Source organism: Kitasatospora sp. NPDC056783 (assembly GCF_042789895.1).
Lineage (GTDB): Bacteria > Actinomycetota > Actinomycetes > Streptomycetales > Streptomycetaceae > Kitasatospora.
The window spans coordinates 18,510-32,222 of the sequence record NZ_JBHUAF010000055.1 but is presented as its reverse complement, the minus strand read 5'-3'; the positions used below and the strand labels follow the sequence as shown (position 1 = coordinate 32,222).

At 71.9% G+C, this 13,713-nt stretch carries 11 protein-coding genes; 5 read left to right on the top strand and 6 right to left on the bottom strand.

Annotated features, from left to right (window positions below):
* Positions 1–20 precede the first annotated feature (20 nt).
* Positions 21–2,654: an FHA domain-containing protein gene (locus ACFRMQ_RS11660; protein WP_380729574.1), complete on the bottom strand. Its 2,634-nt coding sequence runs from the start codon at positions 2,652–2,654 to the stop codon at positions 21–23.
* Between the two features lie 223 nt (positions 2,655–2,877).
* Here ACFRMQ_RS11660 and serB point away from each other — a divergent pair, with 223 nt between their 5' ends.
* Positions 2,878–4,134 (top strand): phosphoserine phosphatase SerB, encoded by a 1,257-nt coding sequence (gene serB, locus ACFRMQ_RS11655; RefSeq protein ID WP_380694257.1) that lies wholly within the window; start codon positions 2,878–2,880, stop codon positions 4,132–4,134.
* A gap of 192 nt (positions 4,135–4,326) precedes the next feature.
* Here the strand turns inward: serB and ACFRMQ_RS11650 are convergent, their stop codons facing one another.
* The 3 genes from ACFRMQ_RS11650 to ACFRMQ_RS11640 all read right to left on the bottom strand — a co-directional run bounded on the left by ACFRMQ_RS11650 (position 4,327) and on the right by ACFRMQ_RS11640 (position 6,614).
* Positions 4,327–4,854: a SixA phosphatase family protein gene (locus ACFRMQ_RS11650; RefSeq protein ID WP_380729572.1), complete on the bottom strand. Its 528-nt coding sequence runs from the start codon at positions 4,852–4,854 to the stop codon at positions 4,327–4,329.
* A 170-nt stretch (positions 4,855–5,024) separates the two neighbouring features.
* Complete coding sequence (locus ACFRMQ_RS11645) at positions 5,025–5,147, bottom strand: SGM_5486 family transporter-associated protein (RefSeq protein ID WP_380729570.1); 123 nt, start codon at positions 5,145–5,147, stop codon at positions 5,025–5,027.
* A gap of 171 nt (positions 5,148–5,318) precedes the next feature.
* Complete coding sequence (locus ACFRMQ_RS11640; RefSeq protein WP_380729568.1) at positions 5,319–6,614, bottom strand: CynX/NimT family MFS transporter; 1,296 nt, start codon at positions 6,612–6,614, stop codon at positions 5,319–5,321.
* 125 nt (positions 6,615–6,739) lie between these two features.
* Here ACFRMQ_RS11640 and ACFRMQ_RS11635 point away from each other — a divergent pair, with 125 nt between their 5' ends.
* On the top strand, positions 6,740–7,414 hold the full coding sequence (locus ACFRMQ_RS11635) for a FadR/GntR family transcriptional regulator (RefSeq protein WP_380729566.1): 675 nt from the start codon (positions 6,740–6,742) through the stop codon (positions 7,412–7,414).
* A gap of 148 nt (positions 7,415–7,562) precedes the next feature.
* Here ACFRMQ_RS11635 and fabI read toward each other — a convergent pair whose 3' ends face one another.
* On the bottom strand, positions 7,563–8,330 hold the full coding sequence (gene fabI / locus ACFRMQ_RS11630) for an enoyl-ACP reductase FabI (protein WP_380694267.1): 768 nt from the start codon (positions 8,328–8,330) through the stop codon (positions 7,563–7,565).
* A 2-nt stretch (positions 8,331–8,332) separates the two neighbouring features.
* Complete coding sequence (fabG, locus tag ACFRMQ_RS11625; RefSeq protein ID WP_380729563.1) at positions 8,333–9,052, bottom strand: 3-oxoacyl-[acyl-carrier-protein] reductase; 720 nt, start codon at positions 9,050–9,052, stop codon at positions 8,333–8,335.
* Between the two features lie 312 nt (positions 9,053–9,364).
* Between fabG and ACFRMQ_RS11620 the strand changes: the two genes are divergently transcribed.
* From ACFRMQ_RS11620 to ACFRMQ_RS11610, 3 genes are all read left to right on the top strand, one after another.
* Positions 9,365–10,510: an MBL fold metallo-hydrolase gene (locus ACFRMQ_RS11620; protein WP_380729561.1), complete on the top strand. Its 1,146-nt coding sequence runs from the start codon at positions 9,365–9,367 to the stop codon at positions 10,508–10,510.
* Positions 10,511–10,718: 208 nt separating this feature from the next.
* Positions 10,719–12,299 carry a TldD/PmbA family protein gene (locus tag ACFRMQ_RS11615; RefSeq protein WP_380729558.1) on the top strand — a complete coding sequence of 527 codons (1,581 nt, stop codon included), beginning with the start codon at positions 10,719–10,721 and terminating at the stop codon, positions 12,297–12,299.
* Complete coding sequence (locus ACFRMQ_RS11610) at positions 12,299–13,696, top strand: metallopeptidase TldD-related protein (RefSeq protein ID WP_380729555.1); 1,398 nt, start codon at positions 12,299–12,301, stop codon at positions 13,694–13,696. Before ACFRMQ_RS11615 ends, ACFRMQ_RS11610 begins: the two co-directional genes overlap by 1 nt.
* Positions 13,697–13,713: the final 17 nt, after the last annotated feature.

Sequence of the window (13,713 nt, the reverse complement as noted above, 5' to 3'; positions counted from 1 at the left end):
CGCACCGCCGGAGAAAGGGCTCAGCCCTTCTGCATGACCTCGGGCTCGTGCCGGCGCTGGAGCCGGGTCACGACGATGCCGATGACCACCGAGATGACGACCAGCACGCCCGCGTCGATCGCCCACTGGGCGACGCTGTGCTTCCAGAGCGGGTCGTAGTTGGGGTTCTGGAAGTCCTTGTTCCAGGGCCCCATCAACGTGGACAGGTCAAGCGTCGTGGCGACGATGCCGGTTCCCCAACGGGCCGGCATCAGCCACGCGCCCTGCTCCAGGCCGGGCTTGCTGAAGATCTGGAAGAGGCAGCCGGTGAAGACGACCTGGATGATGGCGAACATGACCAGCAGCGGCATGGTCTTCTCGGCGGTCTTCACCAGGGCCGAGATCATCAGGCCGAACATCATCGCGGTGAAGCTGAGCAGGATCATGCCGATGGTCATCTCGATGACCGGCAGGTTCTTCACGATCAGGCCGGTTTCGGGGAGCTTGCGCGGCAGGAAGCCGACGGCGGAGATGAGGGCGCCCTGGATCACGCTGAAGAAGCCCAGCACGATGACCTTGGACATCATGTACGCCGAGCGGGAGAGGCCGGTGGCTCGTTCCCGCTCGTAGATCGCCCGTTCCTTGATCAGCTCTCGGACCGAGTTGGCCGCTCCGGAGAAACAGGCGCCGATCGCGAGGATCATGATGATCGTCGCGGCCCCGCTGTTGAGGTGGAGCTGTGACTTCGGGTTGGGCGCCAGCCCTGCCTCGTTCGGCACCAGCACACTGACCGCGCCGATGACGGCGGGCAGCAGTACGGACAGCGCGAGGAAGCCGCGGTCCGAGGCGAGCACCGACATGTAGCGGCGCATCAGCGTCCACAGCTGTGAGCCCCAGCTCTGCGGCTTCGGCGGCCTGACGGCCTCCTGGGCGACCTGGGCGTGCTGCACCTCGCCCGCCTCCACGGTCGGCGCGGAGTACTGCTGGTAGTGCACGGAGCCCCGGTAGCGGCCGGCCCAGTCGTGGTCCGGGTAGTTCTCGAAGGCCTGGAAGACATCCGCCCAGGTCTCGTACCCGAAGAAGTGCAGCGCCTCGTCCGGCGGGCCGAAGTAGGCCACCGAGCCGCCCGGCGCCATCACCAGCAGCCGGTCGCAGAGTGCGAGTTCGGCCACCGAGTGGGTGACGACCAGGATCGTGCGGCCGTCGTCGGCGAGGCCGCGCAGCATCTGCATGACCTCTCGGTCCATGCCCGGGTCGAGGCCCGAGGTGGGCTCGTCCAGGAAGATCAGCGAGGGCTTGGTGAGCAGTTCCAGGGCGACCGAGACGCGCTTCTGCTGGCCGCCGGAGAGCGCGGTGATCTTGTTGTCGGCACGCTTGTCCAGGCGCAGCTCGTACAGCACCTCGTCGATCCGGGCGTCGCGTTCGCGGGCCTCGGTGTCGCCGGGGAAGCGCAGCTGGGCCGCGTACTTGAGGCCCTTCCGGACGGTGAGCTCGCGGTGCAGGATCTCGGACTGCGGCACCAGGCCGATGCGCGAGCGGAGCTCGGCGAACTGCTTGTAGAGGTTTCGGCCGTCGTAGAGGACCTCGCCGCGGTCGGCCGGGCGGTAGCCGGTGAGGGCGCGCAGCAGCGTTGACTTGCCGGAGCCGGACGGGCCGATGACCGCGACCAGGGACTTCTCGGGGACGCCGAAGCTGACGTCGTTGAGCAGGATCTTCCTGCCGCCCTTGTGCTCGACCTCGACGGTCAGGTGGCGGGCGGAGAAGGAGACCGCGCCGGTGTCGACGAACTCCTGGAGCTGGTCGCCGACCAGGACGAAGCCGGAGTGTCCGACGGTCAGCCGGTCCTGCGGGCCCATCAGCTGGCGCTGTACCCGCTGGCCGTTGAGGAATATGCCGTTGTGGCTGCCGAGGTCGATGATCTCGTAGCGGCCGTCCGGGAGCTGGCGCAGCTCGGCGTGGTGGCGGGAGACCTGAAGGTCGGACACCACGATGTCGTTGTCGAGCGCACGGCCGATCCGGACGGTGCGCATGGTCGACGTCAGGTTGCGGATGACGGTCGGCTGCGGCCCCCCACCGCCATTGTGCTGCGGCGGCGCCGGAAAACCCTGCTGGGGGAAATCGCCGTGCTGGGGCTGCTGCACCGGCTGGGCCTGCGGCGGCGTGTACTGCTGCTGCGGGAACGCCTGTTGGGCCTGCGGCTGCCCCTGCCACACCGGCTGCTGTTGCTGTTGCTGCTGGTACGGATCGTGCTGCGGCCAGCCCTGCTGCGGGGCGGGCCGCTGGGGCGTGGGCACCGGGCCGCGGCTGGTGACGGCCTCGTGCATCGGGGTGTCCTGCGGAGCACCGGTCTGCGGAGCACCGGTCTGCGGGGCGGCGGCGTGCGCGGGTGCGGAGAAGCCGAGCCGGGGGCCGTTGTCCGGGTTGCCGAGGTTGACCACGGCACCGGGGAACAGCTGGGCCTGCATGGTGCGGGCACCGGCCACGTACGTTCCGTTGGTGCTGCCGTGGTCGTCCAGCTGCCAACCGCTGCCGTTGAAGCTCATGGTCCCGTGCTGCCAGGAGACCCTGGCGTCGTCGAACGGGAAGTCCGACTGCGGGTTGCGCCCGATGGTGTAGGACCGCCCGGGCTCCAGAGTCCGCTGCTGTCCGTTGATCTCTATGACGAGTTGCGGCACTGCTCGCCTGCCCCGCTCTCTCGGTTCCCCCGAATTGTGGCCCCCGGCCGGGGGTGCGCTGTTCCTCTGACTGACGGGGGGAATCATTCCAGCCTGCCGACCGCCGATGAAAGTCACCCCGGGTGACTGTGACCAGGCTGCTACCGACCCTGGAGCCCCCGCGTCCCGCGAGGTGGGACGGGTGCTCCTGGGCCGCCGGGCGCCCGGTAGCGTGGGAGGCACCATGAACGCATCGCCCCTGGCCGCTGAGCCCCTCCCCGCCGCCCAGCACCGGACCGCGGACGAGCGCACCCTGCTCGTCAAGGTGTTCGGCAAGGACCGCCCCGGCATCACCGCCGGCCTCTTCGCGACGCTGGCCGGTTTCGGCGTCGACGTCATCGACATCGAGCAGGTCGTCACCCGTGGCCGCATCACGCTGTGCGCCCTGGTCACTCCTCCCCCCGCCCCCGGTGCCGAGGGTGGGCTGCGCGCCACCGTCCACCGCTGGGCCGACGAACAGAAGCTCCAGGCCGAGATCCTCTCCGGCATCGGTGACAACCGGCCGCGCCGCGAGGGCCGCTCGCACGTCACGGTGCTCGGCAACCCGTTGACCGCCGCCGCCGTCTCCGCGCTCACCTCCCGGATCACCGCTTCCGGCGGCAACATCGACCGTGTCTTCCGGCTCGCCAAGTACCCGGTCACCGCGGTCGAGCTGGCCGTCTCCGGTGTGGCCACCGACGAGCTGCGGGCCGCGCTGGCCCAGGAGGCGGCCACCCAGCGGGTGGACGTCGCGGTGGTCGCCGCCGGCCTGGAGCGCCGGGCCAAGCGCCTGGTGGTCATGGACGTCGACTCCACTCTCATCCAGGACGAGGTGATCGAGCTGTTCGCCGCCCACGCGGGCTGCGAGGAGAAGGTCGCCGAGGTGACGGCGGCGGCGATGCGCGGTGAGCTGGACTTCGCCGAGTCGCTGCGGGCCCGGGTGGCGCTGCTGGCCGGGCTGGACGCCTCGGTGACCGAGAAGGTGCGCGCCGAGGTCCGTTTCACGCCGGGCGCGCGCACCCTGATCCGCACGCTCCAGCGCCTCGGCTACCAGGTCGCGGTGGTGTCCGGAGGGTTCACCCAGGTCACCGACCATCTGGTGGAGCAGCTGGGGCTGGACTTCGCGGCCGCGAACACCCTGGAGGTGGTGGACGGCAGGTTCACCGGCCGGGTGGTCGGCGAGATCGTGGACCGGGCGGGCAAGGCCCGCTGGCTGGCCCGCTTCGCCGAGCAGGCGAAGGTGCCACTGGAGCAGACGGTGGCGATCGGGGACGGCGCCAACGACCTGGACATGCTGAACGCGGCCGGGCTCGGGGTGGCGTTCAACGCCAAGCCTGTGGTGCGCGAAGCCGCCGACACGGCGGTGAACGTGCCGTTCCTGGACACCGTGCTGTACCTGCTGGGCATCACCCGCGAGGAGGTCGAGGCGGCCGACGCGCTGCACGGCACCCCGACCGAGTAGAGCCCGGTCGAAGCGGGGTCCTCCCGAGAGGGCTCGCCCTGGTCAGGGCCGATGGAGTGAGGCCCACCCACGAGAAGGGCCTGCGGACGCACCGAGGGGCGCGCGGATCAATTCCGCGCGCCCCTCATGAATGTTCCCGGACCCGTCCCTCACGGACGCCGCGGGGCTTGGCTCCCCCGGGCGTCGCCGAGGTCAGTCCTGCGGGGTGTGGTACGAGACCAGCTCGGCCGTGCCCGGCTCGACGCCCTTCCAGGAGCCTTTGAAGCTGAGCACCGCGATCGCCGCCGTCGGGAAGCCCCCGAGCCGCAGCCGCTCCAGCGCGTCCCGGTCTCCGGCGTCCCCGGCCAGTACCTGGGTCAGGCCCAGCACGCCCGGGTTGTGGCCGACCAGCACCAGGTCCGAGTACTCCTCCGGGGTCTCCTGGATCACGGCGATGATCTCGCCGGGGCTGGCCTCGTAGACCCGGTCCTCGTACACCGTCTTGCGGGCCCGCTTGGGCAGCTCGTGCGCCGCCAGCTTCCAGGTCTCGCGGGTGCGCAGCGCGGTGGAGCAGAGCACGTAGTCGGGGTTGATGCCGGAGTCGACCATCCAGCGGCCGGCATCCGGGGCCTGGTGGCGGCCCCGGTCGGCCAGCGGCCGCTCGTGGTCGTCCACCCCGTTCGGCCAGTCGGCCTTGGCGTGGCGGAGAACGATGATCCTGCGGGGTGTGTCGGCGCTCATACCCAGCAAGCTTGGCAGAAAAGCGGCCCGGGGGCGCGATGCTCCCGGGTGCCGCCACTCCGAGGGGCGAGGAGTGCCATCACGCCCCGTCCGGAAGGGCGTCAGGCGGCGTACGGGCCGGGTACGTGCGGGCCGGGTGACGCATGGGCCCGGTGGCGTACGGGCGTCCGTCAGCCGATCGAGGAGGCGATGGTGGCGATGATCGACACCAGCACCGCGATGGCGACGATGGCGAGGGCGATGCGGCCGAGCTGCTTGCGGCCGTCGGTGGGGTTGGGATCGAGAACGGGCATGTCCGGGATTCTCCCATCCCGAACACGCCCGCCGTCCGCTGGCCCCGCCGCCTTGGCCGGGCCTTGACCTTCTCCGTCAGGTTGTGGCCTTCGCCACCAGGTCCCGGCGCTCGCTGTCGGGTCTCGGCCTTCGTTGTCGGGCCCCGCCCCCACCGCACCCGCCCGTCGGCGTCACGCCTTGGCCTGCTCCTGCTCCACCGGGTGCACCGCCTCGTCCTCGATGTGCCGGGCCCGCGCCGCGCGCAGGCCGAACAGCATCTGCGGCACCAGCAGCAGAGCGAGGAAGCCCAGCGGCCAGTACCACTCGCCGGTGGCCTGGTAGATCCGGCCGATCAGGATCGGGCCCGGGACGGAGATCAGGTAGCCGAAGCCCTGGGCGAAGACGGACAGCTGCGCCACCCCGCCCGCGGTCCGGGCGCGCAGCCCGATCATCGTCAGCACCAGCGGGAAGGCGCAGTTGGACAGGCCCACCAGGACCGCCCAGACCCATGGCGCCCCGGCCGGGGCGAGTGCCAGTCCGGCGTAACCGGCGATGCCGCAGGCCGCCAGGACCACCACGAACAGCCGCTGGTCGCCGCGCCGGGCGGCCAGGTTGGGCAGGACGAAGGAGACCGGTACGCCGATCACCATGGTGACCGCGAGCAGCACCCCGGAGGTGCCCTTGTCGATGCCCGAGTCCTGGAAGATCTTCGGCAGCCAGCCCATCACCACGTACGCGCCGGTGGCCTGGAGGCCGAAGAAGCCGGCCAGCGCCCAGGCCGTGCGGCTGCGGGTGATCGGCAGCCTGACGGGGGCCGCAGCGCCGTCGGCACGCTCGCCGCGCTCGCGCTTGGCGATCAACAGTGGCAGCCAGAGCAGCAGGGCGAGCGCGCCCAGTCCGGCCCAGACGCCCAGGCCGTAGCGCCAGTCACCGCCGAGCGCGTTGGTCAGCGGCACGCTGACGAGGGCGGCCAGCGCGGTGCCGGCGGACAGCGCCATGGAGTACAGGCCGATCATCGGACCGACCTTCTCCGGGAAGTACCGCTTGATCACCACCGGCAGCAGCACGTTGGAGACCGCCACACCGGCCAGCGCGAGCGCGGTGAAGAGCAGGAAGACCGCGGTACCGCCGGCGAAGGAGCGGGCCAGTACGCCGGCGGTGATCGCGCCCATGCCGGCCGTGATCACGGCGATCGGGCCGATCCGGCGGGCCGCGACGGGCGCGGCGAAGCCGAACAGCGCGAAGCACAGCGACGGGACGGCGGTGAGCAGCCCGGCGAGCGTCGGGTTCATCCCGAGGCTGGCGCGGACGGGGTCGAGCATCGGCCCGAGGCTGGTGACCACGGGACGCAGGTTCATGGCGGCGGCGGCGATCGCGACGGCGAACAGCACGCCCAGGTACTTGGCGGATCCGGAGGCGGGCCGCTCGGTCTGTGGTGGCGGAGTCCCGGTCCGGGAGGAGGAAGCGGTGGTGTCAGCTGCGGGCATGAGGATCATCATAGAATGATGGGATGAATTGATGCATCCTGGAATTGGCATGATGTGCCGACCGTTCTCCACCGGCCCCCCTTCCACCCAGGCCCCCACCCGAGCCGTAGTCGCAAGGAGTCCCCGTGGCGCTGTCCTCCCCGAGGCGCACCCCGCTGTCCGATCAGGTGATCGCACAACTGCGTGCCCAGATCACGTCCGGGGAGTGGCCGGTCGGCTCCCGCATCCCCACCGAGGCCGCGCTGGTCGAGCAGTTGGGCGTCGCCCGCAACACCGTCCGGGAGGCCGTCCGCGCCCTCGCCCACAACGGCCTGCTCGACATCCGGCAGGGTTCCGGCACCTACGTCCTGGCCACCAGCGAGCTGGCCGGAGTCATGCACCGCCGCTTCGCCGACGCCGACCAGGCACAGGTCGCCGAGCTGCGGGCAGCACTGGAGACCTCCGCGGCGGGCCTCGCCGCCCACCGCCGCACCGCGCGCGACCTGGAGATGCTGGACGGCTCGCTGGCCCGCCGGGAGGCCGCCTGGCAGTCCGGCGACGCCGAGGACTTCATCCAGGCCGACGCCGCCTTCCACCAGGCCGTGGTGGCCGCCGCCCACAACGACGTCCTGCTCGCCGTCTACGCCGACCTCGGCGAGGTCACCCGCGAGCACCTGCGGCACGACGTGGGCCCGGAGCTGATCGCCGAGCGCTACATCGGCCACCACACCATCCTGGAGGCCATCCGGTCCGGCGACGCCCAGCGCGCCTCGGTCGAGGCCGGCCGGGCCATCGGCGTCTGCGCCCCCGCCGAGGTCTGACCACCCACCGAGGTCTGACCACCCGTCCGGGACCCGCCCCCGGCCCGGGCCCGCGCCCCGGCTCCCCACCCGACCCCCTCCCGACGAGACACCGCTGCCCCGGCCCTCCCACGAGGGAGCGCCGGGGCAGCGGTGTACGGGCGGAGCGTCAGGCGCCGATGGCGTGCAGACCGCCGTCGACGTGAACGATCTCACCGGTGGTCTTCGGGAACCAGTCCGACAGCAGCGCGACGATGCCGCGGCCCGCCGGCTCCGGGTCGCTCAGGTCCCACTTCAGCGGGGAGCGGTGGTTCCAGGTGTCGGCCAGCTCGCCGAAGCCCGGGATGGACTTGGCGGCCATCGAGCCGATCGGACCGGCCGAGACCAGGTTGCAGCGGATGTTCCGCTCGCCCAGGTAGCGGGCCAGGTAGCGGTTGGTCGACTCCAGGGCGGCCTTGGCCGGGCCCATCCAGTCGTACTGCGGCCAGGCGAACTGCGCGTCGAAGGTCAGGCCGACCACCGACCCGCCGTCCTGCATCAGCGGCAGCAGCGCCGTGGTGAGCGACTTCAGCGAGTACGCCGAGACGTGCATCGCGGTGGCCACGGACTCCCACGGGGTGTCCAGGAAGCTGCCGCCCAGCGCGTCCTGCGGCGCGAAGCCGATGGAGTGGACGATGCCGTCCAGGGTCGGCAGGTGCTCGCGGACCTGGTCGGCGATGCCGGCCAGCTGCTCCGCGTTGGACACGTCCAGCTCCAGCACCTTGACCGGGTGCGGCAGCTTCTTGGCGATCCGCTCGGTGAGGCTCGGGCGCGGGAAGGCGGTGAGGATGATCTCCGCGCCCTGCTCCTGCGCGAGCTTGGCGGTGTGGAAGGCGATGGAGGACTCCATCAGCACACCGGTGATCAGGATCCGCTTGCCTTCGAGGATTCCACTCATGATCAGTGACCCATGCCCAATCCGCCGTCGACGGGAACGACGGCTCCGGTGATGTACGCGGCCTCGTCCGACGAGAGGAACCGCACGGTGGAGGCGACCTCGGAGGGCGCCGCATAGCGGCCCAGCGGCACGCCCGCGACGATCTCCGCGCGGCGCTCGTCACTGAGCACGGCGGTCATGTCGGTGTCGACGAAGCCGGGGGCGACCACGTTGACGGTGATGTTGCGCGGGCCGAGCTCGCGCGCCAGCGACCGGGCGAAGCCGACCAGGCCGGCCTTGGAGGCGGCGTAGTTGGCCTGGCCCGGGGAGCCGGACAGGCCCACCACGGAGGAGATCAGCACGACGCGGCCCTTCTTGGCGCGCATCATCAGCTTGGAGGCGCGCTTGACCACCCGGAAGGTGCCGGTCAGGTTGGTGTCCAGGACGGAGGTGAAGTCCTCCTCGGACATCCGCAGCATCAGGGTGTCCTTGGTGATGCCCGCGTTGGCGACCAGCACCTCGACCGCGCCCTGCTTCTGCTCGATCTCCGTGAAGGCGGCGTCGACCTGCGCGGCGTCCGTGATGTCACAGCGGACCGCGAGGACGTCGTACTTGGCCAGTGCCTCGGGCACCTCGCCCGAACGGCTGGTGATGGCCACCTTGTCGCCCGCTTCGGCGAAGGCCTGGGCGATCGCGAGGCCGATGCCCCGGTTTCCTCCGGTGACGAGAACCGAGCGGCTCAACGATCCACCTCTCTCCGTGTGTGAGCACGTACACAGAATCGCGTACGCAGTGTGACGCTATCGGGCGGTCGGCGGCGGCGGCGCATCGGGCTCCCACAGCGCCGCCCCGGCGGATCTGTCGCAATCCGACAATCCGCACCCGTCCAGGTCACCCCGGTGGCGGACATCGCCCAGGCCCGGGCGTTGCCCGGATCGGGGCGACTGTACGGGAACAACACGCACCGGCGCACCCGTTGCCCCCGTGGTGCTCGCCGGCCCGGGATCGGCCGTACCGATTCCCGACCATCCCGGCGAGCGACGAAGGCAGAGCGGATGACCAAGGCACGGCCCGGGAGCACCCACCGACGCGGACGACTGCTGGCCCTCACCGCCCTGGCGGCCGGCCTGGGCGCGGCCGCCTGGTCGCTGCGCGACCTGCCGGCGGCGTTCGGGCGGCGGCCGGACGGCGAGCGCGAGGAGCGGGTGCGCAACTCCCCGCAGTACCGCGACGGCGTCTTCCACAACGCGCCCTCCGCGCTCGCCCGCACCGCGGGGGCCCCCGGCTTCGACGGCGCCACCGCCCGCCGGATGCTGTTCGAGCGGGCCGGCCGCGTCCCCGCCCACCCGGTGCCGACCGTCCGCCCCGCCACCCCGCCCGGTCCGGCCGCCCAGGGTGTGGAGGTCACCTGGTACGGGCACGCCTCCGCGCTGGTGGAGGTCGAGGGCTTCCGGGTGCTGCTCGACCCGATCTGGAGCGATCGCTGCTCCCCCGCCGCGCACGTCGGCCCCAAGCGGCTGCACCCGGTGCCGGTGGAGCTGGAGGAGCTGCCGCCGGTCGACGCGGTACTGATCTCGCACGACCACTACGACCACCTGGACATGGCGACGGTCAAGCGCCTGGTGCGCAGCCAGTCCGCGCCCTTCGCGGTGCCGCTCGGCATCGGCGCCCACCTGCGCCGCTGGGGAGTCCCCGAGCACCGGATCATCGAGCTGGACTGGGGCGAGACCTGCACCCTGGGCGACCTGGTGCTCACCCTGACCTCCGCGCACCACTTCTCCGGCCGCGGGCTGACCCGCAACACCACCCTGTGGGGCTCCTGGGTGATCGCCGGCCCGCGCCGCAAGGTCTTCTACACCGGTGACTCCGGCTACTTCGAGGGCTACGCCCGGATCGGCGAGCAGCACGGCCCGTTCGACGCCGCGCTGGTCCAGATCGGCGCCTACGACGAGGCCTGGGCGGACATCCACATGACGCCCGAGGACGCCGTGCTCGCGCATCGGGACCTGGCGGCCGGCCTGCTGGTGCCCGTCCACTGGTGCACCTTCAACCTGGGCCTGCACCCGTGGTCCGAACCGATCGAACGGCTGGTGAAGGCGGCCAAGGACCAGGCGGTCCCGCTGGCGGTGCCGCGCCCCGGCGAGCGGGTGGACGTCGACAACCCGCCGGAGCCGGACGGCTGGTGGGAGAGCGTCGGCTGACTCGCCCGTCCGTCGCCCGCAGAAGCCCCTCCACCGCCCGGAGGAGGAGGCGGCGGTCCCAGGAGAACGGGTCGGCACACGAACCGCGCTCTCCGAAACCGGAGCACACCGGTCTGAATGCGCTGGCCGGAAACCCGGTGGACGGGAAATGATGCGGTGGGGGCGCCCCCGCGCCCGCACCGTCACCCTCCGCGACCTGGGAGCCCGATTGCCTCCGATCCGTCCGGCCGACAGCTCCGGCGCCCCGCACGGGCGCGCCGTCGACCCGCTGTTCCTCGCCCTGCCGCTGCGCGCCCTCGCCGACGTGGCCCTCACGCGCGCCCGCGAACTGGGCGCGAGCCACGCCGACTTCCGTCTGGAGCGGATCCGCAGTGCCTCCTGGCGGCTGCGCGACGCGCGTCCGGCCGGCACCTCCGACAGCGTGCGGCTCGGTTTCGCCGTCCGGGTGCTGCTGGACGGCGCCTGGGGCTTCGCCGCCGGTGTCGACCTCACCTCCGGCGGGGCGGCCCTGGTCGCCGAGCAGGCCGTCGCGGTGGCCCGGCTCTCCGGCGGGATCAGCCGGGCGGCCGGCTCCACCGAGCGGGTCGAGCTGGCCGACGAGCCGGTGTACCGGGACGTCACCTGGGTCTCCGCGTACGAGCTCAACCCCTTCGAGGTGCCGGACGCCGAGAAGACGGCGCTGCTCGCCGAGCGCAGCTCCGAGCTGCTCGCCGCCGTGGGCGTCTCGCACGTCCAGGCGTTCCTGGAGACCGTCCAGGAGAACAAGTTCTACGCGGACACCGCGGGCACGATGACCACCCAGCAGCGGATCCGGGTCCACTCCGAGCTGGAGGCGACCTCGGTCGACGAGCGCACCGGCGCCTTCGACTCGATGCGCACCCTGGCCCCGCCGGTGGGCCGCGGCTACGAGTTCGTCGCGGGGGTCCGGGGGGCGTCCGCCGACGGCTGGGACTGGGACGCGGAGATCGCCGAACTGCCCGTCCTGCTGGCCGAGAAGATGAAGGCGCCGAGCGTCGAGGCCGGCCGCTACGACCTGGTCGTCGACCCGACCAACCTCTGGCTGACCATCCACGAGTCGATCGGCCACGCCACCGAACTGGACCGCGCGCTCGGCTACGAGGCCGCCTACGCCGGCACCTCCTTCGCCACCTTCGACCAGCTCGGCTCGCTGAAGTACGGCTCCGAGCTGATGCACGTCACCGGCGACCGCACCGCCGAGCACGGCCTGTCCACCATCGGGTACGACGACGAGGGTGTGGCCACCCAGTCCTGGGACCTGGTCAAGGACGGCGTGCTGGTCGGCTACCAGCTCGACCGCGGCATGGCCGCGCTGAAGGGCTTCGAGCGCTCCAACGGCTGCGCCTTCGCGGACTCCCCGTCGCACGTCCCGGTGCAGCGGATGGCCAACGTCTCGCTGCGGCCCGCGGCCGACGGACCGGACACCGAGGGCCTGTTCGCCGGGGTGGAGAAGGGCCTGTACATCGTGGGCGACCGCTCGTGGTCCATCGATCAGCAGCGCTACAACTTCCAGTTCACCGGGCAGCGCGCCTACGCCATCAAGGACGGCGAGCTCGCCGGGCAGGTCAAGGACTTCGCCTACCAGGCCACGACCACGGACTTCTGGGGCTCGATGGCCGCGGTCGGCGGCCCGCAGACCTACCGCCTCGGCGGCGCCTTCAACTGCGGCAAGGCGCAGCCCGGGCAGATCGCGGCGGTCAGCCACGGCTGCCCGTCGGCGCTGTTCCGGAACGTCAACGTGCTCAACACCCAGCAGGAGGCGGGTCACTGATGACCGCGAAGCAGCCCCACGAACTCGTCGAGCTGGCGCTCGGCCTCTCCCGCGCCGACGGCTGCGTGGTGATCGCCGACGAGGCGTCGACCGCCAACCTGCGCTGGGCGGGCAACGCCCTGACCACCAACGGCGTGACCCGCGGCAGCAGTCTCACCGTGATCGCCACCGTGGCCGGCACCCAGGGGACCGCCTCCGGTGTGGTCTCCCGTTCGGCCGTCACCGCGCAGGAGGTGGAGGGGCTGGTGCGGGCCGCCGAGGAGGCCGCCCGCGCGGCCGGCCCGGCCGAGGACGCCCAGCCGCTGATCGCCGACCGGCCCTCCTCACCGGACTTCACCGAGCCGCCCGCGCTGACCTCCATCGAGGTGTTCGACGCCTTCGGCCCGGCCCTCGGCGAGGCCTTCGCCCGCGCCGCCGCCCAGGGCGAGCTGCTGTACGGCTTCGCCCGGCACGAGGTGACGTCCAGCTACCTGGGCAGCTCCACCGGCCTGCGGCTGCGCCACGACCAGCCCACCGGCATGGTCGAGATCAACGCCAAGACCGCCGACCTGTCCAGTTCGGCCTGGGTCGGCGCCGGCACCCGGGACTTCGCCGACGTCGACGTCGCCGCCCTGCACACCGAGCTGACCAAGCGGCTCGGCTGGGGCGCCCGCAAGGTGGACCTGCCGGCCGGCCGCTACGAGACGCTGCTGTCGCCCTCGGCCGTCGCCGACCTGCTGGTCTGTCTCAACTGGGCCTCCGGCGGCCGGGACGCCCACGAGGGCCGGACGGTCTTCTCCAAGCCCGGCGGGGGCACCCGGCTCGGCGACAGGCTCGGCGGCCTGCCGCTGACGCTGCGCTCCGACCCGCGCGAGCCCGGCCTGGAGGCCGCGCCGTTCGTACTCACCCACTTCACCGGAGCCGATGCCTCGGTCTTCGACAACGGCCAGCCGATCGACGCCACCGAGTGGATCCGCGAGGGCGTGCTGAACGACCTGATCACCACCCGCCACGCGGCCGCCCTCACCGGCCTGCCGCTGCGCCCGGCGATCGACAACCTCGTGCTGGAGACGGCGGACCAGCAGTCGGCGCCGACCCTGGACGAGATGATCGCCCGCACCGGGCGCGGCCTGCTGCTCACCTGCCTCTGGTACATCCGCGAGGTGGACCCGGCGACGCTGCTGCTCACCGGCCTCACCCGGGACGGCGTCTACCTGGTGGAGAACGGCGAGGTCGTCGGCGAGGTCAACAACTTCCGGTTCAACGAGTCCCCGGTGGGCCTGCTGGACCGGATCACCGAGGTGGGCCGCACCGAGCGCTGCCTGCCCCGCGAGTGGAACGACTACGTCACCCGCACCGCGATGCCACCGGTGCGTGTCGCGGACTTCAACATGAGTTCGGTCAGCCAGGCCTCTTAGCCACCGACCGACGGGGG